Origin of the sequence: Pseudomonas fluorescens group sp., from assembly GCF_020093335.1 — a bacterium.
Classification (GTDB): domain Bacteria; phylum Pseudomonadota; class Gammaproteobacteria; order Pseudomonadales; family Pseudomonadaceae; genus Aquipseudomonas; species Aquipseudomonas petroselini.
On sequence record NZ_JAIOKW010000010.1, the window covers coordinates 1 to 22943 of the forward strand.

Sequence of the window (22943 nt, forward strand, 5' to 3'; positions counted from 1 at the left end):
CTCCTGCGTGCCCCCACCATGAACCTCGCCCCCAACTTCCCCGAAGACCCCGTCATGCAGCAACTCCTGCAACTGCTGCACGAAGAAATCGGCCTGCCGAAACACAAGACGATCCGCCTGCAAACTTCACTCAATTTCGACCTCGGTTGCGATGGCGGCGAGGCCAAGCAACTGATGGAAGCGCTGGAGCAGGAATTTGCCCTCGACCTGGGTGACTACGACACTTATCGTTACTTCAACCCGCCGGTGTTTGATGTGTTCCTCAAACGCAGGGCCAAGGGGCGCGGCGAAAAAGTGCCGCTGACCATCGGCATGCTCTACCTGGCCATCAAGACCCATAGCTGGGATACGCAGACGCTGGAAAACCTGAGCTGAGGAAACACGAATTCCAGGCACACCGGAACTCAAATGTGGGAGGGGACTTGCCCCCGATAGCAGAGTGTCAGTCAGCAGATGTGCGGCTGATACACCGCCATCGGGAGCAAGCCCCCCACATTGGATCTCCGCTAAGTTGGCGAGCTGTGTTGCAAACATATGGACGTAACAATGGGCCTGCTGGGGGCCTGCTGGTCGGCGCTGTGGTTTTGCACATCGCCGGCTAACATTGCACCCACAAAAAAGCCGCCCACAAGAGGCGGCTTTTTCACAACGATGGACTCTTACAACTTAGGACCCGCAGCCTTGATCGCATCGCTCACTTCAAACTTCTTGAAGTTCTCGATGAACAGACCGGCCAGCGCCTTCGCCGCTTCGTCGTAAGCGGCCTTGTCAGCCCAGGTGTTACGTGGGTTCAACAGGCCAGTCTCAACGCCCGGCACTGCCAGTGGCACGTCGAGGTTGATGGTGTCGAGGTGTTCGGTTTCAGCACCGATCAACGCGCCGCTCTGGATCGCTGCGATCACACCGCGAGTGGTCGGAATGTTGAAGCGTTTGCCGACGCCGTAGCCGCCGCCGGTCCAGCCGGTGTTGACCAGGTAGACCTTGGAGCCGAAACCGCGGATGCGCTTGATCAGCAGCTCAGCGTATTCGCCAGCCGGACGCGGGAAGAACGGTGCGCCGAAGCAGGTGGAGAAGGTCGACTTGATGCCGCCGCCGGAACCCATTTCGGTCGAGCCCACCAGTGCGGTGTAGCCGGACAAGAAGTGGTAGGCCGCTTGTTCTTCGCTGAGGATCGACACGGGCGGCAGTACGCCGGTCAGGTCGCAGGTCAGGAAGATCACCGCGTTTGGCTCGCCGCCCAGGTTCTTCTCGGAACGCTTGGCGACGTGCTCCAGCGGGTACGCCGCGCGGCTGTTCTGAGTGAGGCTGACGTTGGTGTAGTCGGCGTGCTTGGCGTCGTCGATGACGACGTTTTCCAACACAGCGCCGTGCTTGATGGCTTTCCAGATGACCGGCTCGTTCTTCTCGGACAAGTCGATGCACTTGGCATAGCAACCGCCTTCGATGTTGAACACTACGCCCTCGCCCCAGCCGTGTTCGTCGTCACCGATCAGGTAACGGCTTTCGTCGGCGGACAGGGTGGTTTTGCCGGTGCCGGACAGACCGAAGAACAGGGTCACGTCGCCTGCTTCGCCGATGTTGGCGGCGCAGTGCATCGGCAGTACGTCGGAAGCCGGCAGCAGGAAGTTCTGCACCGAGAACATGGCTTTTTTCATTTCACCGGCGTAACGCATGCCGGCGATCAGGACTTTTTTCTGCGCGAAGTTGAGGATCACGCAACCATCGGAGTTGGTGCCGTCACGCTCTGGCACGCATTCGAAGTTGGCGACGTTGAGCACTTGCCACTCATCACGACCGGCCGGGTTGTATTTCGCCGGGTTGATGAACAGGCAACGACCGAACAGGTTCTGCCAGGCAGTCTGGGTGGTCATCTTCACAGCCAGGTAGTGGTCTTCGGCGGACCCTACATGCACGTGGGAAACGAAGTGCTCTTGCGCGTTGTTGAACGCTTCGACACGAGCCCACAGGGCATCGAACTTGTCGGCCGGGAACTTGCGGTTGATCGGGCCCCAGGCGATAGCGTCCTGGGTGGAAGGCTCTTCAACGATGAAACGATCGACTGGCGAACGGCCGGTACGGTGACCGGTTTCGACAACCAGCGCGCCAGTATCGGCAAGCACGCCTTCACCGCGCTGCAGGGCTTCTTTGACCAGATCGTCAACACTCAGATCGGTGTATACGGCGTTATTGGCTTGCGTCATGAGGTTCCCCGTCGGCCTATGGCCGAGTGCTCCAAACGTTTTGTAGTAGAAAGTTGCGCACTACTACCGCGAAAAAAGTGGGCCGGATTATGCCAGAAAAGCCCAAAAAGAGTAGGGCCCTCCCGTCAGAACAGCGCTAATCCGGCATTTGTCAGGTGATTTACCTGTGCTTAAACGTTTTAGTGGCGGGTATCGGAAGGGCTGTCGATGCCTGCGCCCGCGAATAATTGGGCAACATCGGCGGCATCGAACAGGTAACGCTCGTTGCAGAACTGGCAGTCAATCTCGATATTTCCACCGTGCTCAACCACCAGATTTTGCGCATCTTCAAGGCCCAGGCTGACCAACGCATTGGCCGAACGCTCGCGCGAGCAACTGCAGTTGAAGCGCAGGGACTGCTCTTCGAACAGGCGCACGGCCTCTTCGTGGTACAGGCGGTGCAGGATGGTTTCGTTGTCCAGGCCCAACAGCTCTTCAGCCGTCAGGGTGCCGGCCAGGGCGGTCAGCTTGCGCCAGCTGTCGGTGCGCTCATCGTCGTCCTTGATGCGGTCAGCCGGCAATTGCTGCAACAACAGGCCACGGGCCCGCTTGCCATCGGCATTGAGCCAGAACTTGGTGCCGACTTGCTGGGACATCACGAAATAGTTGGTGAAGCAGTCCGACAGGGTTTCGCCGTCCAGATCGACAATGCCCTGGTAGCGCTGGCCTTCGGTCGGGTCCACGGTGATCGCCAGCACGCCGTTGGCCATCAAGTCGGACAAGGTCGCATCCGGGGCAATCTGGTCCGCTTCGTAACGGGCCAGGCCGCGGATTTCCCGCTCGCTGGAACATTCGATCATCAGCATCGGAACCGGGCCTTCGGAGCGTGCCTGCAGAATCAGCAGACCGTCGAATTTCATGGTGCCTACCAGCAGCGAAGCGGCCGCCATCAGCTCGCCGAGCAGTTGCGCGACCGGCTCCGGATAGGGGTGCTTGGCGAGGACTTCGGCATAGCTGCGCTCCAGCGAGACCAGTTCGCCGCGGGCGTCGTTCTCGTCGAAGATGAAGCGTTGGGTGAAGTCGGTATCCGGTAGATCAGTCATAGGTCTGGGTATCTGAATTGATGACAAAATGATTACAAGGTTTATAAAATTAAACGCTTTAGCACCATCTTGGTGCGGCTTTCTCCTGGAAACAGAGAGCTTCATAGAGCGAAGAGGGACAGTTTATGAACAATCCGGGTTTGTTCCAAGCCAAGTGGAACCTCCGGCGATGGGCTCTTTGCAATCTACTCGCTATCGGACTGCTGTGTTTTTGGCTGTGGCCCACGGGGCAGATGCTGTGTGTGATTTTCGACGAGTGGCTGTTTCATCTGCTTAATGACCCGCTGGCAACCCACTCCACGTGGCTGCACATATGGGCTGTGGCCAGTTTGCGGCCTTTTGATGCGGTGGTCGGGGTGATTCTGCTGGCGCTGCTGATTCGCGGTGACTGGGTGTTCAAGGCCGTGCAGGTGCGCCAGGCAGTGTTAGGTTTTGTCGGTGTTCTGCTGCTGTTGTTGTTTATCCGCATGCTGTTTTCCAAACTCGCCGCGCAAATGGGCTGGCAACACAGCAGCCCGTCGATGGTGATCAGCGGAGCGGTGCAGATGAGTGACTATTTCCCTGGGCTGGAGAAGACCTGGGAATTGAAGGACCGTTCGAGCCAGAGCTTCCCGGGAGATCATGCTTCGGTGTTGTTGATCTGGGCGATGTTCATGACGGTATTCGCCAGGCGCTTCGGGCAACTTCTGGTGATCTGGGGGCTGGCACTGCTATTCATGATGCCTCGGCTGGTAGCGGGGGCGCATTGGGGGCAGGACGATTACATCGGCGGGGTGTTGCTGGCGCTGTTGGCGTTAGGCTGGGGGTATTACACGCCGTTTGCGGCAAAGGTATCGAGTGGGTTGTCGCGGGTATCGGCGCCGCTGTTTGGGCTGGCTGCTCGTCTACCAGTAGTGAGGCGAATGAGCGTCGTTAGAACTGCGCAATAATTTGTGGTGAGCGAGCTTGCTCGCGCTGGGCTGCGGAGCGGCCCCAAAAAAGGGAGCGCTGCGTACTCCAGCGCGGGGCAAGCCCGCTCACTACAAAAGCCCGTTCGATTGAGGCTAGTCATCGTTGCCACTGCCGCGAAACTTGAAGAGATCGCGACGTTGTTTCTTGCTCGGCTTGCCATCGGTGGTCATGCCTGTGGCGCCCGCCTTGCGCATGGCCGCCGCGTTTTCGCGCTTGGCGATACTGGCTTCGGTCTCGGTGTAGAGCGCCTGCGCTTCGGGCGCACCACGGCGCACGATGGAAAGCGCCTGGACGACGACCGTCTTTTCATCAAATCCAGTACGAATCTGGAACTCATCTCCGACGCGCGGCTCCTTGCCCGGCTTGCAGCGCTCACCCCGATGATGCACCTTGCCACTCTCGATAGCGGCCTTCGCCAAGGCACGGGTTTTATAGAATCGCGCTGCCCACAGCCACTTGTCCAGACGGACCTTTTCTTCCTCTTCCTGCTTTTGAGCCACTTGAATTCCTCGCTCTGAAAAATGTCGCAACCTTACCGTTGAAACCCTTCGACGCATAAACCCCAAGGCTCACCTAAGATACGCCAGGTAGCACCCTGTTTTCGCGAGGATACGCTGTGACCGACTTCCCCCTTTCACTCACCTCGCCCAACCAGCGCTGCGTGGGTTGCCAGCAAAGCGAGCCCTTGGGGTTCGATTTTGCGTTCGCCTACCAGCCTATCGTAGACCTTCGGGACCATTCGATCTTCGCCCACGAAGCCTTGGTGCGCGGCACCCACGGCGAAGGGGCGCTGTCGGTGCTGGACCAGGTCAACGAAAGCAACCGCTACCGCTTCGACCAACGTTGCCGAACCCAGGCGATAGCCGGGGCGGCGGCCCTGGGGATGCAAACCCACCTTTCGATCAACTTCATGCCCAATGCCGTGTACCGTCCGGAATTGTGTATCCGTAGCACCCTGGAAGCGGCTCGCGCACACAATTTTCCACTGAACCAACTGATTTTCGAGACACTGGAAAGCGAGCATGTAGATAACTATCGCCATTTGACCAATATTCTGCGTGAATACCGCGAATTCGGCTTCAAGACCGCCATCGACGATTTCGGCGCGGGCTATTCGGGGCTGAACCTGCTGGCCGATTTCCAACCTGACCTGATCAAACTCGACATGGCGCTTATCCGCGATGTTGACCAGGATCGTGTCCGTCAGGTCATCGTCCAGGGGATTGTCACAATCTGTGAGCAGTTGGGGGTTACTGTCATCGCCGAAGGCATCGAAAGTGCCGGCGAGCGCGACTTCCTGTCCGACTGCGGAATTTTTCTGATGCAGGGTTATTGGTTCGCCAAGCCTGCATTCAACGCCCTGGCCGAGGTTTCACCCCAGGCCTGGGCGAATTGACCGGTTACCCATATTGAAGACATTTGACCATTTGACCGTTGTGGGTCTGCGTGAGTGGGTGGCACTTCCCGACCTGGGAGTGGCAGGCCTGCGTGCGAAGATCGACACCGGTGCCAGCACCTCCAGCCTGCACGCCACCGATATCGAGCCGTTTGAGCGCGATGGTGAAAACTGGGTGCGCTTTACCGCGCACCTGGGCAGCGTGGTGCAACTGCGTCACCGTCGCTGCGAAGCGCCCCTGGTGACGATGAAAACCATCAAGAGCTCCAACGGTCATGCGCAGGTGCGCTATGTCATCAGCACTACGCTGGCGCTGGGTGATCGGGTCTGGCGGGTGGAATTTACCCTGGCCTGCCGCAAAGCCATGCGCTACCGCCTGTTGCTGGGCTCCAAGGCCTTGATTGACGGCCAGTTGGTGGTCAATCCCGGCATCAAGTACGTTCAAGACAAGCCGGTGTTCCCGGTCTCCACTATTTCTGCCCCAGGTGCTGCATGAAGATTGCTGTGCTGTCGCGAAACCCGCGTCTGTATTCCACCCGCCGCCTGGTTGAGGCCGGCGTCGAACGTGGCCACGAAATGGTGGTGATCGATACGTTGCGTGCCTACATGAACATTGCCAGCCACAAGCCGCAGATCCACTACCGGGGCAAGCCGCTGGAAGGGTTTGATGCCGTCATCCCCCGGATCGGTGCATCGGTGACGTTTTATGGCTGCGCGGTGTTGCGCCAGTTTGAAATGATGGGGGTGTTTCCCCTCAATGAATCCGTAGCCATTGCCCGATCACGGGACAAGTTGCGTTCGCTGCAGTTGCTGTCGCGCCGGGGAATCGGCCTGCCGGTGACCGGCTTTGCCCACTCTCCCGACGACATCCCCGACCTGATCGACATGGTCAATGGCGCGCCACTGGTGATCAAGGTGCTGGAAGGCACCCAGGGCATCGGTGTGGTGCTGTGTGAAACCGCGACAGCGGCGGAGTCCGTGATCGAGGCATTCATGGGCCTCAAGCAGAACATCATGGTGCAGGAATACATCAAGGAAGCCGGCGGGGCCGATATCCGCTGTTTCGTGGTGGGCGACAAGGTGATTGCGGCAATGAAGCGCCAGGCCAAGCCGGGGGAATTCCGCTCCAACCTGCACCGTGGCGGCAGCGCCAGCCTGATCAAGATAACCCCCGAAGAGCGCATGACCGCACTGCGAGCGGCCAAGGTGATGGGGTTGAGCGTGGCGGGTGTGGATATCCTGCGCTCCAACCACGGCCCCCTGGTGATGGAGGTGAATTCATCGCCAGGGCTGGAAGGGATCGAGACCACCACGGGGAAAAATGTGGCAGGGATCATCATTGAGCATCTGGAGAAGAATGGCGGGCCGAATATGACTCGGACCAAAGGCAAGGGCTGATTAAACCCTGCTTTTGAAACGCCACAAACCAATATGGGAGCCTGCTCCCATATTGGCTGTGCGTTGTTGCTTAGACTGCGTCTCTAGGCAGCATCAAACCAAGCGGCAAGCGCACACGCGCTTCCAGGCCACCTTCTTCGCGGTTGCGTAACTCAACATTGCCGCCATGCATCGAGGCAATCCGCCGCACAATCGCCAACCCCAGGCCAGTCCCTTTGCCCCCACGAGCACGGTCGCCACGGGTGAACGGGTTGAAAATGCCCTCCAATTCGTCCGGGTCGATACCTGCCCCCCGGTCCATCACGCTCAACACCACATAGGGCGCGGCACTGTCGCCAGACACATAGGCCGCCACTTCCACATCGGAGCCTGCGTGGTGCAAGGCGTTGCCAATCAAGTTGTTCAACAGGCGCTTCATCGATACCCGACGCAACGCAAACGGTTGGATCGGCTCCAGGCGCATGCGTACCTGCTCACCGTTCTGGTTGTAGGGCGCGACGACCTCACGCACCAAGTCCGTCAGGTCGACCTCTTCTACCACCTCATCACGGCCATCGCGGATAAACGCCAGGAACTGGTCGAGAATAGCGTCCATGTCCTCAATGTCGCGGACCATGTCGTCGGTAAGGTCGGTATGGTTGCCCATCAACTCCAGCGACAAGCGCAGTCGCGTCAACGGTGTGCGCAAGTCATGGGAAACCCCCGCCAGCATCAGCTCGCGTTCGCGACCCGCCTGCTCGACGTCCTCCGCCATCTGGTTGAACGCGCCGTACACCTCGGTCATCTCACTGGGGGTATCGCTGACCGGCAGGCGCACACTGCGCCCCTGCCCCAGCTGACGGGCGGCAAACACCAGGCGTTTAAGTGGCTGGTTGAGCTGACGGACGAAAATCCACGCGGACGCCGTTGAAAGCAATCCGATGGCGAGGAACCATCCCAATACATTCCAGATTTTTTGTCCGCGCAACGGGTGCGGGTAAAGCGGCACCTTGATCCAGGCATCGCCAAGGCTCGGCGCTCTTACCCACAGTGCGGGAGAAACATGCATGCGAAGGCGCACTTCAGTGTCCTCTCCCAGTTCGTCGCGCATCTGGCGCTGGTAGATCTCGCTGTACGGCCAGTGCTGCTCGCCTTCGGGCACACCGGCCCCTTCGACCCGAATCAGCGTCGACGCCTTTGCCACCTTTTCGCGGTTCTCAGGATCTACGGCCCAGTAGGCACGCAAGGTCAAGGCAACACCGTGGGCGTACTGCCGGTCCACCAGCACGTCTTCGTTCATCAACAGATAAACCAGCGTGAGTGCCTTGGAAAACAGAACGACGATCAGCACCAGCCAAAGGGTGCGAGAGAAGAAACTTTGCGGGAACCACAGCGGGGTTTTCATAGAAGACAGCTAGATACCTTGCAGGAACGAGCGGCGCTCGCAGAATTGCAGACGCCGGGCATCCCGTCGACTCTGGTGGAGTCAAACACCGAGAGGCCCGCCCCGCAAATCATCGGTCAACTGGTTTTATTGCCATCCGGCACAAACACATAACCCACGCCCCACACCGTCTGGATGTACCGTGGCTTGGACGGATCCGGCTCGATCATCCTGCGTAGACGGGAGATCTGCACGTCGATAGAGCGCTCCAGGGCGTCCCATTCCCGGCCACGGGCCAGATTCATCAGCTTATCGCGTGTCAGGGGCTGGCGAGCGTTCATCACCAGAGCCTTGAGCACGGCGAATTCGCCGGTGGTCAGCATATGTACTTCATCGCCACGCTTGAGCTCACGCGTGGCCAGCGATAGTTCGTAGTCGCCAAAGGTCACGCTTTCGTCTTCGCTGCCCGGTGCGCCCGGCACAGGCAGGGCTTGGCGACGCAGTACGGCTTTGACCCGGGCCATCAGCTCATCAGGGTTGAACGGCTTGGCCAGGTAATCATCGGCGCCCAGTTCGAGGCCCTTGATGCGGCTCAGCTCATCACCCTTGGCGGTGAGCATGATGATGGGAATCTGGTTGTTCGCGCCGCGCAGGCGTTTGCAGGCGGTCAGGCCGTCTTCGCCGGGCAGCATGAGGTCGAGTACGACCAGGTTGAATACCTCACGCCCCAGCAGACGGTCCATCTGCTCGGTGTTCGGCACCGCGCGGGCGCGGTAGCCCTTGGAGTTGAAGAAACGCTCCAGCAGGCTGCTCAGCCCTGGATCGTCGTCAACGATGAGAATTTTTTCGCCTTCAGCAGTTTGTGCAGTGCTGCTCATTGGATGCTCCTCTTATCTCGGCGCGCATTATGGCCTAGCTGCCGTTATACGCACCGTGTGCATTGTTAGCAGATTTTTCCTCTACTGCCAGCGAACCCGCGCCCTACAACCGTTGGCGCAATCCCCCCCAAGGGCAGAACGCTGGTTATAATGCGGCGCCGTCGTGCAGGGCAACGTCAGATCGTTACCGTTTGATGCCGAGGCTTTTTTCACCCGCTTGTCGTGATTTTTTCGATTTCGAGGGTCAATAGGCTGCCTCTTGACCCAGGCAGCGGCGCCAGTCGGGCCGCTCAACCAGCCTCCCAAGGCCTTGTTCTCCGGGCCTGCGAGCTGCTTTTAAGAATTTCAGGTGGTTTTATGGACAGCATCAACAGCCGCATCGCCGAGGAACTCGGTGTACGCCCACAACAGGTCGAAGCGGCCGTCGCTCTACTGGATGAAGGCTCCACGGTGCCTTTCATCGCCCGTTACCGTAAAGAAGTGACCGGCAGCCTCGACGACATCCAATTGCGGCACCTGGAAGAGCGCCTGCGCTACCTGCGAGAACTCGACGAACGGCGTATCAGCATTCTCGCCAGCATCGAGGAACAGGGCAAGTTGACCCCGCAGCTTGAGCGCGACATCAAGCTCGCCGACACCAAGACCCGTCTCGAAGACCTCTACCTGCCGTACAAACAGAAGCGTCGCACGAAGGGCCAGATCGCCCTGGAAGCCGGCCTGGGCGAGCTGGCTGACGGCCTGTTCAACGACCCGTCGCTGACCCCGGACACCGAAGCGGCCCGTTTCATCGACGCCGAAAAAGGCGTCGCCGACGTCAAGGCCGCCCTGGAAGGCGCCAAGTACATCCTCATGGAGCGCTTCGCCGAAGACGCCAGCCTGCTGGAGAAACTGCGTACTTACCTCAAGCAGGAAGCCATTCTCAGCGCCCGCGTCATCGCCGGCAAAGAGGAAGAAGGCGCCAAGTTCCGCGATTACTTCGAGCACGACGAACCGCTCAAGAGCATGCCGTCCCACCGTGCGCTCGCCATTTTCCGTGGCCGCAACGAAGGCATTCTCAGTTCCGCGCTGAAGGTCGGCGACGAGCTGCCGGGCACCATGCACCCGTGCGAAGGCATGATCGGTCAACAATTCGGCATCCAGAATCAGAACCGTCCTGCGGACAAATGGCTCGGTGAAGTGGTGCGCTGGACCTGGAAGGTCAAGCTCTACACCCACCTGGAAACCGACCTGCTCGGCGAGCTGCGCGACGGCGCCGAAACCGAGGCGATCAACGTCTTCGCCCACAACCTGCATGACCTGCTGCTGTCGGCCCCAGCCGGCCCGCGCGCCACCCTGGGCCTCGACCCAGGCCTGCGTACCGGCTGCAAGGTCGCCGTGGTCGACGCCACCGGCAAGCTGCTGGACCACGCCACTGTGTATCCGCATGTGCCGCACAATAAATGGGACCAGACCCTGGCGATACTTGCCGCCCTGTGCGCCAAGCACGCGGTGGACCTGATCGCCATCGGCAACGGCACCGCCAGCCGTGAAACCGACAAGCTGGCCGCCGAACTGATCAAAAAATACCCAGCCATGAAGATGACCAAGGTCATGGTCTCCGAAGCCGGTGCTTCGGTGTACTCGGCGTCGGAACTGGCGTCCAAGGAGTTCCCGGACCTCGACGTGTCGATCCGTGGCGCGGTGTCCATCGCCCGTCGCCTGCAGGATCCCCTGGCCGAACTGGTGAAGATCGACCCTAAATCCATCGGCGTCGGCCAGTACCAGCACGACGTGTCGCAGCTGAAACTGGCGCGCGGCCTGGATGCGGTCGTGGAAGACTGCGTAAACGCCGTGGGCGTGGACGTGAACACGGCCTCCGTGGCACTGCTGGCGCGTATTTCCGGCCTTAACGCCACGCTGGCGCAGAACATCGTCACTCACCGTGACGAAAACGGCGCCTTCAAAACCCGTGCGGCACTGAAAAAAGTCGCACGCCTGGGTGAAAAAACCTTCGAACAATCCGCCGGCTTCCTCCGCGTAATGAACGGTGACAACCCGCTGGACGCTTCGGCGGTTCACCCGGAAGCCTACCCGCTGGTGCAACGCATCGCCGCCGAGACCGACCGTGACATCCGTTCGCTGATCGGTGACGCCGCGTTCCTCAAGCGCCTGGACCCAAAGAAGTACACCGACGAAACCTTCGGCGTACCGACCATCACCGACATCCTGCAAGAGCTGGAAAAACCTGGCCGCGACCCACGTCCCGAGTTCAAGACTGCCGAGTTCCAGGACGGCGTCGAAGACCTCAAGGACCTGCAGCTGGGCATGATCCTGGAAGGTGTGGTCACCAACGTGACCAACTTCGGCGCCTTTGTGGACATCGGCGTGCATCAGGACGGTTTGGTGCACATCTCCGCGCTTTCGGAGAAATTCATCAAGGATCCACGCGAAGCGGTAAAAGCCGGTGATGTGGTCAAGGTCAAGGTCATGGAAGTCGACATCCCACGCAAACGCGTCGGCCTGTCGATGCGCATGAGTGACACCCCCGGCGAAAAAATTGACGGTGCCCGTGGCGCACGCCCAGGCTCGGCGCCGCGCCAGTCGCAAAACAATGCACCGCGCAAGGAAGCCGCCACGGCAGCCCCAAGCAACAACGCCATGGCCTCGCTGTTCGCCAACGCCAAACAGTTGAAGAAACGCTGATGGAGATCCCGGCCGGGTTGACCCAGAGCGCATTCAGCGAGCTGATCGGCTGCCGCCTGCAGCGCCTTGAAGAAGGCGTTGCCGAGGTGGCCCTGACCCTGGAGCCGCACTTGCGCAACCGCGCGGGCAAACTCCATGGTGGGGCGATTTTCAGCCTGGTGGACATTACGATGGGGCTGGCCTGTTCCAGCTCACATGGTTTCGACCAGCAGAGCGCGACCATCGAGTGCAAGATCAATTACATCCGCGCCGTGGAAGACGGCGACGTGCTGTGCACCAGCCGGGTGATTCATGCCGGCCGCCGCACGCTGGTGGTCGAGGCGGATGTGTACCAGGACGAAAGACTTGTCGCAAAAGCGCAGGGCACCTTCGCTGTCCTATAGCTCCTCACCCTCGATTTGAGTTAATTTCGGCGCTGCGACAACAGCGTCGGAATTTTCTTGCCGCGCTGTAGCCAAATTCATGGAGTGAAGTAGGCATTTTCACAGCGGGTCAAATCGACTCTAAACCAGGCGATAACGCCAGTTTTAACTTCACCCTTGTAGACCGTCCTGCCCACCCCCATATTGGGGCGACTGACGCGTGAAGGAATCCAACTTGAGCGAACTTCTCAACCGCCGCCTGGCTTTGCTCGGCAAGCGCGAACACCTCTCCCTGCTAGAGCAGTGCTTGCACGGCATCGAGCGCGAATGCCTGCGCGTCACGGGTGAGGGTCGCCTGGCACAAACGCCGCACCCCGAAGCCTTGGGCGCCGCGTTGACCAACGAACTGATCACCACCGACTACTCGGAATCGCTGCTGGAGTTCATCACTCCCGCGCTGCCCAACCCGGCCGATACCCTGAGCAGCCTGGACAAGATCCACCGCTTTGCCTACACCAAGCTCGGCAGCGAATACCTGTGGAGCCCCTCGATGCCGTGCCCGTTGCCGGCCGAGGAAGATATTCCGATTGCCTACTACGGCACCTCCAATATCGGCCAGCTCAAGTACGTGTATCGCAAGGGCCTGGCCCTGCGTTACGGCAAGACCATGCAATGCATCGCCGGCATCCACTACAACTTTTCCCTGCCGGAAGCGTTGTGGCCGTTGCTCAAGGAGACTGAAGGGTTCGTCGGCACCGACCGCGACTACCAGTCCACCGCCTACATCGCGCTGATCCGTAATTTCCGTCGCTATAGCTGGCTGCTGATGTACCTGTTCGGTGCCTCGCCAGCCCTGGACGCCGGTTTCCTGCGCGGTCGTTCGCACCAGTTGGAAGTCTTGGACGCCGACACCCTGTACCTGCCGTACGCCACCAGCCTGCGCATGAGCGACCTGGGTTACCAGAGCAACGCCCAGGCCGGCCTTACGCCGTGCTACAACGACCTGGCCAGCTATACCGACAGCCTGCGCGAAGCGGTGGCAACGCCCTATGCGCCGTACGTCGAGGTCGGCACCCACAAGGATGGTGAGTGGGTGCAGCTCAACACCAACATCCTGCAGATCGAAAACGAGTACTACTCCAACATCCGTCCCAAGCGCGTGACCTACACCGGCGAGCGGCCGATCCAGGCGTTGGTGGCGCGTGGCATCCAGTACATCGAAGTGCGCTGCCTGGACATCAACCCGTTCCTGCCAATGGGCATTGACCTGCCGGAATCGCGTTTCCTCGACGCCTTCCTGCTGTACTGTGCGCTGAACGACAGCCCGCTGTTCGCCGACAACGAGTGCGGCAACGCCACCTCCAACTTCCTCAGCGTGGTCAAGGAAGGTCGCCGTCCGGGCCTGCAACTGCAGCGCCAGGGCCAGGCGGTGGACATGAAGGAATGGGCCGCCGAGCTGTTGGAGCAGATCGCACCGCTGGCCGCCTTGCTGGATGAGAGCCACGGCATTACCGAGCACAGCCAGGCGCTGGACGCTCAGTTGGCCAAGGTCAAGGACCCGTCCCTGACGCCATCGGCCCAGGTGCTGGCGGCGATGGCCGAGCGTAAGGAAAGTTTTGCGCAGTTTTCCCTGCACCAGAGCCAGCTGCACGCCGAGCACTTCCGCAAGGAGCCGCTGCCGGCCGAAGAGCAGACACGCTTTGAACAGCTGGCACGCACGTCGCTGGCACAGCAGGCGGAGCTGGAGCAGAACGAAGTGGGCGATTTCGATGTGTTTGTCGGCTCCTACCAAGCCAGCATCCTCGCCATCAGCAACTAAAAAATGTTGGGGTAATTTACTGTAGTGAGCGGGCTTGCCCCGCGCTGGGTGGCGAAGCCGCCCCAATAAGGCAACCGCATTGCTTCAGTTAACATGCGGCGCCAGATTTTAGGGCGGCTTCGCCACCCAGCGCGGGGCAAGCCCGCTCACTACAGGGCAACATTTTTCTCCTCATAAGCTAATTCGAAAATGTTATTTATTTTCGAATTCTTAGATCATTTAGTCTCCTCACACGCCGACCCTCGGCCGCCTGATTGAGGAGCTTCCCCTTGAAACTGCTAACCCCTCTGCGCCTCTTGGCCGCGTTGTCCCTGGCCGGTGCCAGCCTGTTTGCCCAGGCGGCGGATGTGACCATCGCTTACCAGACCACCGTGGACCCGGCCAAAGTCGCCCAGGCCGACGGTGCCTATGAAAAAGCCACCCACGCCAAGATCGACTGGCGCAAATTCGACAATGGCGCCGACATCATCGCCGCCATCGCTTCCGGCGACGTACAGATCGGCTACCTCGGTTCCAGCCCGCTGACGGCTGCGATCACCCGCAAAGTGCCGGTGGAAACCTTTCTCGTCGCCACCCAGATCGGCGGCGCCGAAGCCCTGGTGGCGCGCAACGGCTCAGGGATCAACAGCCCGCAGGACCTGATCGGCAAGAAAGTCGCCGTGCCCTTCGTGTCCACCGGGCACTACAGCCTGCTCGCCGCGCTGAAGCACTGGAACATCGACCCGTCCAAAGTGACCATCCTCAACCTCGCGCCACCGGCAATCATCGCGGCCTGGAAGCGTGGTGATATCGACGCGACCTACGTGTGGGACCCCGCCCTGGGCGTCGCCAAAGAGAACGGCAAGGTGCTGATCACCTCCGGCGAACTGGCCAAGTTCGGCGCGCCGACCTTCGATGCGTGGATCGTGCGCAAGGACTTCGCCGAGAAGCACCCGGAAATCGTCACCGCGTTCGCCAAAGTTACCTTGGACGCCTACGCCGCTTACCGCAAAGACCCACAAGCCTGGCTCGCCGACAAAGGCAACGTCGACAAACTGGTCAAGCTCTCCGGCGCCAAGGCCAGTGACATCCCCTTGCTGCTGCAAGGCAACGTCTACCCGCTGGCCGCTGACCAAGTGACCCTGCTGGGCGCACCGACCACCAGAGCCGTCACCGATACCGCTGCGTTCCTGAAGGAACAAGGCAAGGTCGACGCGGTGCTGCCGGACTACGCCCCATACGTCAGTGCCAAATTCATCACTCACTGATTGAGGAGTTCATTGCGATGGCCTTGCTACAACTGGAGCGCATCAGCGCACAGTACCAAGGCGCCACAGAACCGGTACTGTCAGACATTTCACTCGACCTGGGGCCCCAGCAATTGCTGGTGGCCCTCGGCCCGTCCGGCAGTGGCAAGACTTCGCTGTTGAACCTGATTGCCGGCTTTGTCGAACCGTCTGCCGGGCGCATCACCCTCGATGGTGTGCCGGTCAACGGCCCCAGCGCCGAGCGCGGCGTGGTGTTCCAGGACGACGCCCTGCTGCCCTGGCAGGACGTACTGGCCAATGTCGGCTTCGGCCTGGAGCTGGCCGGTGTGCCCAAGGCGCAACGCGAAGTCCGCGCCCGGGAAATGCTCGCGCTGGTTGACCTCGCCGGTTTCGACAGCCGCCGTATCTGGCAGCTTTCCGGCGGCCAGAAGCAACGTGTCGGCCTGGCCCGCGCGTTGGCTGCCGACCCGCGCGTACTGCTGATGGACGAACCCTTCGGCGCCCTCGATGCCTTCACCCGCGAGCAGATGCAGGAGCTGTTGCTGCAAGTCTGGCGGCGCACGGCCAAGCCGGTGTTCCTGATCACCCACGACATCGAAGAGGCGGTATTTCTCGCCACCGACCTGATCCTGCTGGCACCCAACCCCGGCCAGATCGTCGAACGCCTAAGCCTGGACTTCGGCCAGCGCTACGCCGCCGGTGAATCGGCGCGGGCGATCAAGTCCGACCCGCGCTTTATCGAAACCCGCGAACACGTGCTGAGTAAAGTGTTCTCCCAACGGCAGGTGTCCGCATGAGCAGCTACGAACTCCCCGCCACCACCACCCAGCCAGTGGCGCACGCGGTTATCCCGGTGCGTCGCAGCTTGAGTACGCGCTGGATCAGCCTGCTGACCCTGTTCACCTTGTTGGCCCTCTGGTGGGCCGTGACCGCCACCGGTTTGATCGAACCCTTATTCCTGCCACCGCCGTCCGCCGTGCTGCAAAAAGGCTGGCTGTTGGCGACAAGCGGCTACATGGATTCCACCTTGTGGCAGCATTTGGGCGCGAGCCTCAGCCGTATCGGCCTGGGCCTGGGTTTTGCCGTGCTGACCGCCGTGCCCGTGGGCATTGCCATCGGTTCCAATCGTATCGCCCGGGGTGTGCTCGACCCACTGATCGAGTTCTACCGACCGATCCCACCCCTGGCCTATCTGCCGTTGATCGTGATCTGGTGCGGCATCGGCGAGCTGTCCAAGGTGCTGCTGATTTACCTGGCGATCTTTGCGCCCATTGCCATCGCCACGGCCACCGGCGTGCGCACGGTCGACCCGGCCAAGCTGCGCGCCGCGCAGTCGCTGGGCGCCAGCCGTGCGCAGTTGATTCGTCATGTGATCCTGCCGAGCGCCCTGCCCGATATCCTCACCGGCGTACGCATCGGGCTGGGTGTGGGTTGGTCGACATTGGTCGCCGCAGAATTGATCGCCGCCACCAGCGGCCTGGGCTTCATGGTGCAGTCAGCGGCGCAGTTCCTGGTCACCGACGTGGTGGTGCTGGGGATCCTGGTCATCGCCTTGATCGCCTTCGCCATGGAAATGGGCTTGCGTGCACTGCAACGCAAACTGGTGCCTTGGCATGGCCAGGCACATTGAGTGAGAACCGCATGAGCAGCCTGACCGTTACCCCCTTAAGTACCGCACTGGGCGCCCAGATCAGTGGCGTCGACATCACCCAGCCGCTGGACCTCGAGCAGCGCCACGCCATTGAACAGGCGTTGCTCACGCACTCGGTACTGTTCTTCCGAGGCCAAGCCATCAACCCGCAGCAGCAAGCGCGGTTTGCGGCGAATTTCGGCGACCTGCATATCCACCCGATCTACCCCAACGTACCGGAACAGCCCGAAGTGCTGATCCTCGACACCGCCGTCACCGACGTGCGCGACAACGCCGTGTGGCACACCGACGTGACCTTCCTGCCCACCCCGGCGCTCGGTGCGGTGCTCAGCGCCAAGCTGCTGCCGGCGTTTGGTGGCGACACGTTGTGGGCCAGCGGGATCGCGGCGTATGAGGCATTGTCCGAACCGTTCAAACGGTTGCTCGACGGGCTGACCGCGACGCATGACTTCACCAAATCCTTCCCGCTGGAGCGCTTTGGCAACACCGCCGAAGACCTGGTGCGCTGGGAAGAAACCCGCAAGAAGAACCCGCCGCTGTCACACCCGGTGGTGCGTACGCATCCCGTCAGTGGCCGCAAATCACTGTTTGTCAGCGACGGCTTCACCACCAAAATCAACGAACTGGAACCGGCCGAAAGTGAAGCGATTCTGAAACTTCTGTTCGCCCACGCGACACGCCCGGAGTTCACCATTCGCTGGCGTTGGCAGGAAAACGATGTGGCGTTTTGGGATAACCGCGTGACGCAGCATTACGCGGTGGATGACTACCGGCCGCAACGGCGGGTGATGCATCGGGCCACGATTTTGGGGGACATCCCCTTCTAAAGCCTGGCATAAATCAAATGTGGGAGGGGGCTTGCCCCCGATGGCAGTTTGTCAGTCAACCAATCACTGACTGATCTACCGCTATCGGGAGCAAGCCCCCTCCCACATTGACCGGTTATTCAGCAGTGGAGGGTTTTTCCCACAGGTTGATCCCGCCTTCCTGCGCGAACCGATCAATCTCCGCCAGTTCTTCGGCGCTGAAGCTCAAATTCTTCAACGCCCCGACGTTTTCAATAATCTGCTCCGGCCGGCTCGCACCAATCAACGCACTGGTCACCCGTGGATCACGCAACGTCCAGGCCAATGCCAGTTGCGCCAGGCTCTGGCCACGCCGCTGGGCAATTTCATTCAGCGCCCGCACGTGGGCGATGTTGGCTTCGGACAGGTGCTTGGCCTGCAACGAACCACCACCCGGACGATTCACTCGCGCATCGGCCGGCACGCCGTTGAGGTATTTGTCGGTCAGCAGCCCTTGGGCCAGCGGCGTGAAGGCAATCACCCCGGCACCGAGTTCTTCGGTGGTGTCCAGCAGGTCTTTTTCCACCCAGCGGTTGAGCAGGTTGTAAGCCGGTTGGTGGATCAGCAGCGGCACTTTCCACTCATTGAGCAGGGCGGCGATTTCGCGGGTTTTTACCCCCGAATAGGACGAGATACCGATGTACAACGCCTTGCCTTGCTGCACGGCGGTGGCGAGGGCGCTGGCGGTTTCTTCCAGCGGGGTGTCGGCGTCAAAACGGTGGGAGTAAAAAATATCCACGTAGTCAACGCCCAGGCGCTGCAGGCTCTGGTCCAGGCTCGCCAGCACGTATTTGCGCGAACCGCCGCCCTGGCCGTAAGGACCGGGCCACATGTCCCAACCGGCCTTGCTGGAGATGATCAGTTCATCGCGGTAGTGCTTGAAGTCTTCGCGCAGCAAACGGCCGAAGTTGATCTCGGCGCTGCCATAGGGCGGGCCGTAGTTGTTGGCCAGGTCGAAGTGGTTGATCCCCAGGTCGAACGCGGTGCGCAGCAGGGCGCGCTGGGTGTCGATCGGGGTGCTGTCGCCAAAGTTGTGCCACAGGCCCAGGGACAGTGCCGGCAGCACCAATCCACTGCGGCCTACGCGGCGATACGGGATAGATTCATAGCGGTTTTCGGCAGCAATGTAAGTCATCGAATCCTCTCTTGGACGTAGGCAAATAAGGCCTGGGAATAACGATATTCCCAGGCCTTTTAACCAGCTGAATCGCTTAAGTCTGCCTGTCCGTTTTACAGCAATTTCCTACCAGAGTGGAACGACATAGCTGACATAGAGGCGGTTTTCATCCTGCACGGTGGCGCCGGTGATATCCGGGCTGGCGTGGGCGTTTTTCCAGGTCACACCGAGGCCTTTGAGGGTGCCAGTGGGTACTTGATAAGCCACGGCAACGTCACGCTCCCATTCACTCGTAGTGCCCTGCGCCGTGCGGATGTCATCGCCGTGGGCGTAGCCGGCGGAGAACGTCAGGCCGGTGAGGCCGAGTTTGCCGAAGTCATATTTGTACTGCGCCAGCCAGGTGCGCTCACCGGCATGCTGGAATTTATTCAACTGCAGGTTGGTCAGCGCCGGGGTGTCGGCACCTGAACCGGGGCCCTGGCGGTTGTCGCCGCTGTTCAGGCCGGAATCCAGGTACGGGAAGTCGCTGTCGCCGCTGTTCTTCTGGATCCCCAGGCCGACGGTGTGGCCGTCCAGGCTGTAGCTCTCGAGCAAGCTGGCGGTGGTCTGGTTGATGCGGCCTTTGCCGGTGCCGTCACCGTAGAGGCCGGCCGCCGCAAAGTCTTTGTCGCCATCGGCGTTGCCGCCCACGCCCAGGCTGCGGAACACGCGCACGTCGGTGTCGATGGCGCCCACGGACAAAGCGTCATGGCGCTTGGCGCCGAGGAAGAACTGCTGGTAGTAATCCTCAAGGTTGGAGTACCACAGGCTGACCGTGGTGTTCTGTAGGCCGGTGTAGTCCGCGCCGCCGAACAGGAAGCGATCACTCTCTTGGGTCCCCCCGGCAGTGATCATGCCCTGGTCGCCGGTTTCGTTGCGGATCTTGGTCTTGAAGATATCGCCGCCGGTGAAGGTGAAGTCGCTGAGGTCCTTGGACACCAGCTGCACACCCGTGTTGGTCTGCTGGTACAGGCGCCCGTCGGTGTTGGCCAGTACTGGGTTGTTGCCGTAGAGCGTACCGACGCGCAGTTCATCCTTGGCAAAACGCATCTTGAGCGTCGGGCTCAGCACGCCGAACTGGTCGGCGGACTTGCCGTTGTCCAGCGGGAACATGCTGCCGGGGTAACGGCCCTGGTGATCCTTGTCGTTGAGGTCGCCACCCGAGTCCAGTTTCAGCCCGTAGAACGCCTGCAGATCCAGGCCAAACCCCACCGGCCCGTCGGTGTAGCCGGACTTGAAGTTGAACTCGAAGCCCTGGCCCCAATCGCGAATGCTGTGGGCCTTGGCGTTGCTGTTCACCACATCACGCCCCTGCTGGTTGAGATAGCGATTGAGCAGGGTCACATCAGCGTGGCTGTCATCGATAAAATCGGCATGGGCGGACAGCATAAAGCTTGCCATGGCGGCACCCACCATGGGGCTTAATAACGTCTTCATCGGCACCGGTCTCCGTCACTGTTTTGAAATGAAAGCGTCAAACGCTTCACACAATTACGCAGTGGCCAGATGACAGTTGCGCGTCAAACCGAGGGTTTGACGGATGAAATTAAATTTAAGAAAGCCCTCTAGGACGGGGCTTTGCGGGGTTTTAAGGAGCGGGCAAGCCCGCTCCCACAGGCGACTAACGTACCAAGTGCAGGAACTGCAGATGCCGTTCGTACTGGTCGAGGATGTCGTTGATGATCTGCTCCTTGGTGTAGCCCACCAAGTCGTAGTCCTGGCTGCCCTCGCTCAAGTGCACTTCCGCCCGGTAGTAGCGACGGTTGTTGAGCTCTTTGGAGCCCATGCCACCACGGGCGAAGGACGGTGTGAAGTAACCGCGCATCTGCACCTGGTAGACGAAGGGATGCTCTTCGCCATGGCCGATTTCCAGGCTCACGCTGTCGTTGGCCGGGTCGGGCTGAGTCACCACATTCAGGCCCTTCTCGACAAACACCGCCGTCACTTCTTCGATGGCCGGACGCACCGTTGCCTCAAGGAAGCGGTACACCTCGTCACGCGACGGGAAGTGCACAGCCTGGCTCAGGCGCTGACGCCAGCCGCCACGCCCCTTGCGCGCCGCCGAGATCGGCGCCAGCGAATGCAGCTGGGCGATCTGCTTCTGCGATTCCAGGTGGAAGGCTTTGTGCAGTCCCCACATCATCAGCAGCAGGATCATCGAGAACGGCAACGAGGTCAGCACCACCGCTGACTTGAGCGAATCGATACTGCCGGCGAACAACAAGGCACTGGTGACCAGCGCGGTCATCGCCCCCCAGAACACCCGCAGCCACTTCGGCCCGTCTTCATCGGCGTTGCCGCCCTTGGACGACAGCGTCGACAGCACGACGGTGCCCGAGTCCGCCGAGGTGACGAAGAACACGAAGCTGATAAACACCGTGACCGCGATGACGGTCTTGCTCCACGGGTAGGTTTCCAGCAGCAGGTAGAGGCTCATCGACGGGTCATCGATGGCCGACTGGCCGAGTGCGGCCATGCCGTGGTTGAGCACTTGGTCGATGGCGCTGTTGCCGAAAATCGACATCCACGCCAGGGTAAAGCCCAGCGGGATCAGCAGTACGCCGAAGACGAATTCACGGATGGTACGACCACGGGAAATACGCGCGATAAACAGGCCCACGAACGGCGACCATGCGATCCACCAGGCCCAGTAGAACACGGTCCAACCGCCCAGCCAGTCGCTCGGTTTATCGTAGGCGTACACGTCGAAGCTCTTGGTCGGCAAGGCGCCCAAGTAGTCACCGATGTTCTGGATCAAGGTGTTGAGCAAGTGCTGGGTGGGCCCGGCGAACAACACGAACAGCAGCAGCGCACAGGCCAGCAGCATGTTGATGTCGGACATCACCCGCACGCCTTTATCGACGCCGGCCACGGCGACCAGGATCGCGGCGCCCATCATCAGGGTGATCAAGCCGACCTGGATCCACTGGGTGTGGGCGATGCCAAACAGGTAATCGAGCCCGGAGTTGAGGTGCAGCACACCAAAGCCCATATCGGCGCCGAGGCCGAACACCGTGGCGATGATGCCGAAGCCATCCACCGCATAACCGATAGGGCCGTTGATGCGCTTGCCGATCAGTGGGTACAGCGCCGATCGCAATGCCAGCGGCAGGTTATGCCGGTAAGCGAAGTACGCCAAAGCCATGCCGACAAAGGCGAACACGCCCCAGCCATGCAAGCCCCAATGCAGAAACAGCACCTGCATGGCCTGACGCGCGGCGTCGGCGTTGAGCGGCGCGCCCTGTGGCGGTTGCACCAGGTGCGTCAGCGGCTCGGACACGCAGAAAAAGAACAGCGTGATGCTGATGCCGGCGGCGAACAGCATGCCGGCCCAGGACAGGTAACTGAATTCGGGCTCGTCGTGGTCGGCACCGAGTTTTATCTTGCCGTAGCCCGATAGCGCGGTGACCACCACGAAGACCAGATACAGGGTCATCGCCAACATGTAGTACCAGCCGACCGTATTGGCCGCCCAGTTTTGCGCCGCCAGCAACCAGGCACCGGCCTGTTGCGGGATAGCGATGACCGTGATGCCGAACAGCAGGATGAAGGTCGCGGCAAAGTAGAAGACGGGCGCATTCATGCGCACCATGCCGCTGGCTGGGGTGGACGATGCACTCATGAACGATGCACCCCTGGTGTGTGAGATGTGGCTGTCAATAACGGACTCAGCAAAGGTAAGCCTCCTGTTGTGAGCGGGCAGCGAACCACCGGGTTTAACTTGAACGAGCATTCAAGTTAAACATGGATAGGCGGTCTGGGACTAATCGCAAGGCTGAGTGGTAGGTGATTCCTACACTAGCTCAAGGACTGGTATGACGGGCGAGAAGGGGAAATCGTTCAGCGGTCTGGAGGTGAAATGCACACAAAATGTGGGAGGGGGCTTGCCCCCGATGGCGGTGGTTCAGCCAA

Annotated in this window: 20 protein-coding genes; 12 read left to right on the forward strand and 8 right to left on the reverse strand. The window is 60.6% G+C overall.

Going from position 1 to position 22943, the window contains the following annotated elements:
• A partial coding sequence (locus K7431_RS13250) for a DUF1493 family protein (RefSeq protein WP_224316743.1) occupies positions 1-375 on the forward strand: 375 nt, incomplete at its 5' end.
• Positions 376-659: 284 nt separating this feature from the next.
• On the opposite strand, the gene K7431_RS13255 is transcribed toward K7431_RS13250, so the two are convergent.
• Positions 660-2201, reverse strand: coding sequence for a phosphoenolpyruvate carboxykinase (locus K7431_RS13255; RefSeq protein ID WP_012721692.1), 1542 nt, complete (start codon positions 2199-2201; stop codon positions 660-662).
• Between the two features lie 179 nt (positions 2202-2380).
• Positions 2381-3283 carry an Hsp33 family molecular chaperone HslO gene (gene hslO / locus K7431_RS13260; protein ID WP_012721691.1) on the reverse strand — a complete coding sequence of 301 codons (903 nt, stop codon included), beginning with the start codon at positions 3281-3283 and terminating at the stop codon, positions 2381-2383.
• 125 nt (positions 3284-3408) lie between these two features.
• Between hslO and K7431_RS13265 the strand changes: the two genes are divergently transcribed.
• Positions 3409-4212, forward strand: coding sequence for a phosphatase PAP2 family protein (locus K7431_RS13265; protein WP_012721690.1), 804 nt, complete (start codon positions 3409-3411; stop codon positions 4210-4212).
• 114 nt (positions 4213-4326) lie between these two features.
• Here K7431_RS13265 and K7431_RS13270 read toward each other — a convergent pair whose 3' ends face one another.
• Positions 4327-4734, reverse strand: coding sequence for an RNA-binding S4 domain-containing protein (locus K7431_RS13270; RefSeq protein ID WP_012721689.1), 408 nt, complete (start codon positions 4732-4734; stop codon positions 4327-4329).
• Positions 4735-4850: 116 nt separating this feature from the next.
• Here K7431_RS13270 and rimA point away from each other — a divergent pair, with 116 nt between their 5' ends.
• Genes rimA through rimK form a run of 3 tightly spaced genes read left to right on the forward strand, consistent with a single transcriptional unit; the run spans position 4851 to position 7028 of the window.
• Entirely contained in the window at positions 4851-5630 is a 780-nt protein-coding gene (gene rimA, locus K7431_RS13275; RefSeq protein ID WP_012721688.1) for a S6 modification regulatory phosphodiesterase RimA, read from the forward strand.
• Between the two features lie 13 nt (positions 5631-5643).
• Positions 5644-6126 carry a retropepsin-like aspartic endopeptidase RimB gene (gene rimB / locus K7431_RS13280; protein ID WP_012721687.1) on the forward strand — a complete coding sequence of 161 codons (483 nt, stop codon included), beginning with the start codon at positions 5644-5646 and terminating at the stop codon, positions 6124-6126.
• Positions 6123-7028, forward strand: a complete 906-nt coding sequence (gene rimK / locus K7431_RS13285) for a 30S ribosomal protein S6--L-glutamate ligase (protein WP_012721686.1) — start codon at positions 6123-6125, stop codon at positions 7026-7028. Before rimB ends, rimK begins: the two co-directional genes overlap by 4 nt.
• A gap of 70 nt (positions 7029-7098) precedes the next feature.
• On the opposite strand, the gene K7431_RS13290 is transcribed toward rimK, so the two are convergent.
• Together K7431_RS13290 and ompR are read right to left on the reverse strand one after the other, a co-directional pair.
• Complete coding sequence (locus K7431_RS13290) at positions 7099-8412, reverse strand: ATP-binding protein (RefSeq protein ID WP_012721685.1); 1314 nt, start codon at positions 8410-8412, stop codon at positions 7099-7101.
• Between the two features lie 116 nt (positions 8413-8528).
• Positions 8529-9269, reverse strand: a complete 741-nt coding sequence (ompR, locus tag K7431_RS13295) for an osmolarity response regulator transcription factor OmpR (RefSeq protein ID WP_012721684.1) — start codon at positions 9267-9269, stop codon at positions 8529-8531.
• Between the two features lie 357 nt (positions 9270-9626).
• On the opposite strand from ompR, the gene K7431_RS13300 reads away from it, so the two are divergent.
• From K7431_RS13300 to tauD, 7 genes are all read left to right on the forward strand, one after another.
• Complete coding sequence (locus tag K7431_RS13300; RefSeq protein ID WP_012721683.1) at positions 9627-11951, forward strand: Tex family protein; 2325 nt, start codon at positions 9627-9629, stop codon at positions 11949-11951.
• Positions 11951-12334 (forward strand): PaaI family thioesterase, encoded by a 384-nt coding sequence (locus K7431_RS13305; RefSeq protein ID WP_012721682.1) that lies wholly within the window; start codon positions 11951-11953, stop codon positions 12332-12334. The genes K7431_RS13300 and K7431_RS13305 overlap by 1 nt, the downstream gene beginning before the upstream one ends.
• A gap of 214 nt (positions 12335-12548) precedes the next feature.
• Positions 12549-14132, forward strand: coding sequence for a glutamate--cysteine ligase (gshA, locus tag K7431_RS13310; RefSeq protein ID WP_012721681.1), 1584 nt, complete (start codon positions 12549-12551; stop codon positions 14130-14132).
• 269 nt (positions 14133-14401) lie between these two features.
• A complete protein-coding gene (gene tauA, locus K7431_RS13315; protein WP_012721680.1) occupies positions 14402-15379 on the forward strand; it encodes a taurine ABC transporter substrate-binding protein in 978 nt (325 codons plus the stop codon).
• Between the two features lie 17 nt (positions 15380-15396).
• Positions 15397-16176, forward strand: coding sequence for a taurine ABC transporter ATP-binding subunit (gene tauB / locus K7431_RS13320; RefSeq protein WP_012721679.1), 780 nt, complete (start codon positions 15397-15399; stop codon positions 16174-16176).
• Positions 16173-17009, forward strand: coding sequence for a taurine ABC transporter permease TauC (gene tauC / locus K7431_RS13325; RefSeq protein ID WP_012721678.1), 837 nt, complete (start codon positions 16173-16175; stop codon positions 17007-17009). Before tauB ends, tauC begins: the two co-directional genes overlap by 4 nt.
• Before the next feature lie 11 nt (positions 17010-17020).
• Positions 17021-17857 carry a taurine dioxygenase gene (gene tauD, locus K7431_RS13330; protein ID WP_012721677.1) on the forward strand — a complete coding sequence of 279 codons (837 nt, stop codon included), beginning with the start codon at positions 17021-17023 and terminating at the stop codon, positions 17855-17857.
• 115 nt (positions 17858-17972) lie between these two features.
• Here the strand turns inward: tauD and mgrA are convergent, their stop codons facing one another.
• The 3 genes from mgrA to betT form a co-directional block, all read right to left on the reverse strand.
• A complete protein-coding gene (gene mgrA / locus K7431_RS13335) occupies positions 17973-19010 on the reverse strand; it encodes an L-glyceraldehyde 3-phosphate reductase (protein WP_012721676.1) in 1038 nt (345 codons plus the stop codon).
• 108 nt (positions 19011-19118) lie between these two features.
• Positions 19119-20447 carry an OprD family outer membrane porin gene (locus tag K7431_RS13340; protein WP_080567156.1) on the reverse strand — a complete coding sequence of 443 codons (1329 nt, stop codon included), beginning with the start codon at positions 20445-20447 and terminating at the stop codon, positions 19119-19121.
• A gap of 205 nt (positions 20448-20652) precedes the next feature.
• Complete coding sequence (gene betT, locus K7431_RS13345) at positions 20653-22614, reverse strand: choline transporter BetT (RefSeq protein WP_163825780.1); 1962 nt, start codon at positions 22612-22614, stop codon at positions 20653-20655.
• Between the last annotated feature and the right edge of the window lie 329 nt (positions 22615-22943).

What these genes read in the sequence shown, in the direction of transcription:
- K7431_RS13255 (WP_012721692.1), bottom strand. Translation starts at nt 2,201, where the DNA reads ATGACGCAAGCCAATAACGCCGTATACACCGATCTGAGTGTTGACGAT.
- hslO (WP_012721691.1), bottom strand. Translation starts at nt 3,283, where the DNA reads ATGACTGATCTACCGGATACCGACTTCACCCAACGCTTCATCTTCGAC.
- K7431_RS13265 (WP_012721690.1), top strand. Translation starts at nt 3,409, where the DNA reads ATGAACAATCCGGGTTTGTTCCAAGCCAAGTGGAACCTCCGGCGATGG.
- rimK (WP_012721686.1), top strand. Translation starts at nt 6,123, where the DNA reads ATGAAGATTGCTGTGCTGTCGCGAAACCCGCGTCTGTATTCCACCCGC.
- K7431_RS13290 (WP_012721685.1), bottom strand. Translation starts at nt 8,412, where the DNA reads ATGAAAACCCCGCTGTGGTTCCCGCAAAGTTTCTTCTCTCGCACCCTT.
- ompR (WP_012721684.1), bottom strand. Translation starts at nt 9,269, where the DNA reads ATGAGCAGCACTGCACAAACTGCTGAAGGCGAAAAAATTCTCATCGTT.
- K7431_RS13300 (WP_012721683.1), top strand. Translation starts at nt 9,627, where the DNA reads ATGGACAGCATCAACAGCCGCATCGCCGAGGAACTCGGTGTACGCCCA.
- K7431_RS13305 (WP_012721682.1), top strand. Translation starts at nt 11,951, where the DNA reads ATGGAGATCCCGGCCGGGTTGACCCAGAGCGCATTCAGCGAGCTGATC.
- tauB (WP_012721679.1), top strand. Translation starts at nt 15,397, where the DNA reads ATGGCCTTGCTACAACTGGAGCGCATCAGCGCACAGTACCAAGGCGCC.
- tauC (WP_012721678.1), top strand. Translation starts at nt 16,173, where the DNA reads ATGAGCAGCTACGAACTCCCCGCCACCACCACCCAGCCAGTGGCGCAC.
- tauD (WP_012721677.1), top strand. Translation starts at nt 17,021, where the DNA reads ATGAGCAGCCTGACCGTTACCCCCTTAAGTACCGCACTGGGCGCCCAG.
- mgrA (WP_012721676.1), bottom strand. Translation starts at nt 19,010, where the DNA reads ATGACTTACATTGCTGCCGAAAACCGCTATGAATCTATCCCGTATCGC.
- K7431_RS13340 (WP_080567156.1), bottom strand. Translation starts at nt 20,447, where the DNA reads ATGGTGGGTGCCGCCATGGCAAGCTTTATGCTGTCCGCCCATGCCGAT.
- betT (WP_163825780.1), bottom strand. Translation starts at nt 22,614, where the DNA reads ATGAATGCGCCCGTCTTCTACTTTGCCGCGACCTTCATCCTGCTGTTC.